2 protein-coding genes are annotated in these 1,691 nt (G+C 42.8%); both read left to right on the top strand.

Annotation, left to right across the window (positions count from 1 at the left end; genetic code table 11):
- The first annotated feature begins 120 nt into the window (after positions 1 to 120).
- Positions 121 to 837, top strand: a complete 717-nt coding sequence (locus B9A32_RS20915) for a transposase (RefSeq protein ID WP_084072131.1) — start codon at positions 121 to 123, stop codon at positions 835 to 837.
- On the top strand, positions 788 to 1,597 hold the full coding sequence (locus B9A32_RS20920) for a hypothetical protein (protein WP_232367259.1): 810 nt from the start codon (positions 788 to 790) through the stop codon (positions 1,595 to 1,597). The genes B9A32_RS20915 and B9A32_RS20920 overlap by 50 nt, the downstream gene beginning before the upstream one ends.
- Positions 1,598 to 1,691 lie beyond the last annotated feature (94 nt).

Genomic DNA, 1,691 nt, shown 5'->3' on the forward strand with positions numbered 1-1,691 from the left:
AACTCGTGAGTCCTAAGTTTTTTTGAATATTTAAGAAATTGCGTGACATCTGAAAGGGATGAGCGCATTCTGAACCTTTCAATATTATAAGCGACCAAGCTCAACAAAGAAAGGATCAAAATGCTAACGTATGTTTATCAGACCCTGATGTTTTTCCGCAAGGCTTTTTCAAGGAATATTACTTGGGTTATGTTTTGCATGGTAATACTGGGATTTATAGGTACCCATGAGATGAGAGCCGTCACTTCTTTTTGTCAATTTTGGGGTTTGGGTACAAGAGGTTACAAGGCGCTTCTTCATTTTTTTAGAGCCTCTACCTGGTCCTTAAACAAAGTTGTAGAATTCTGGTGGAAATTTGTTCTTTCTCAAAATGAAACAGTGCTCTCCCATGAGCGAAAAGTTTTACTGGGTGACCATACCTGTGTTCCCAAGGACGGGCGCCAAATGCCATGCGTGCTTATCATGCATCAGCATTCTGAAACCCAGAGCAAGCCATCGTATTTTCGAGGGCATTATTGGGGGGCCATCGGCATGCTGATTGGTTCTATGGTCTCTCCTTTTTGTCTACCATTGTCTCTTGGGATTCATCAGGGTCTTGTTCATGTAAATGAAGAAGGTCAAAAGGGAGAAAACAATGATACGTTGGGAACACGTATTGTTCAAATGGCTCTTGATTTTGTTATAAGACACGATATACCGAGCATCCTTGTACTGGATGCTTTTTTCCCCTGGCCGGGCTGTATTCAAATTGGCCCAAGCTGTGTGGTCCATCAGGCATCAATGTCCATTGCTGACGTTGGTTATAAGAGCCAAAAAGAACTGTGTAGCTTATTTTGAAGCGAAGCAGCCACGGAAAAGGGGGCCGGGACGTCCACGTCAATATGGTGAAAAAATAAAGGTGTCCGAGCTGTTTGATCATCGAGAACACTTTTCAAATGTGGAGTGCAACATTTATGGAAAAGTTGAGATGGTTTCAATTGCTTCTCTGGATTTATTGTGGAAGCCGACATCATGTTTAATCCGTTTTGTGCTGGCGGTTACCAAACGTGGTCCTATTATATTGATGTGCAGCGACCTGAATCAGGATGCTGTTGCCGCTCTTGAACTTTATTGCGCCAGAGTTCGTATTGAAACCATGTTTGACATGCTCAAAAATATCATGGGTGTTTTTCGTTATCGATTCTGGACCAAAAGCCTGGAACGCCACTCCCGGAAGCCCAGCAAGAACAAAGATTTAAAAAAAACGAAGAGCAGTGAGCAAATGGGAAAAGTTAGGCTTTGCTTTGCTGCATATGAACGTTTTGTGATGATCGGAGCTATCGCTCTGGGGTTGTTGCAATTAATATCGATTAAATATCAAAAATCTGTATGGAAAGCGTTCAAAGGTTTTTTGAGGACAAAATCTCGCAAGTTGCCCTCGGAGCGGACGGTCAAATTCGTTATTGCGGATTTACTTGTCCGGGATTTATTCAGTCTCGCTCCTGGCGCGGTAATACGAGAAATTCAAGGCTATATTTTTTCGAAAAAAGTAGTTGAGCCAGAACGTCAAGGGACAGAGTTGAAAGCGAAACCCGAAACCACTGTCATTGAGACGTGACGAAGGTGTTATAAATCGAATTCTCTGGCCATAGAATTGGGACTTGGGGGAGAGGTGCGTTCATGGCTTCCAGAAAAACTTAGGACTCACGAGA

Origin of the sequence: Desulfocicer vacuolatum DSM 3385, assembly GCF_900176365.1 — a bacterium.
Classification (GTDB): Bacteria; Desulfobacterota; Desulfobacteria; order Desulfobacterales; family Desulfobacteraceae; genus Desulfocicer; species Desulfocicer vacuolatum.

Excerpts from the sequence above, each read along its gene's own strand:
- B9A32_RS20915 (WP_084072131.1), top strand. The coding sequence starts at position 121 with ATGCTAACGTATGTTTATCAGACCCTGATGTTTTTCCGCAAGGCTTTT.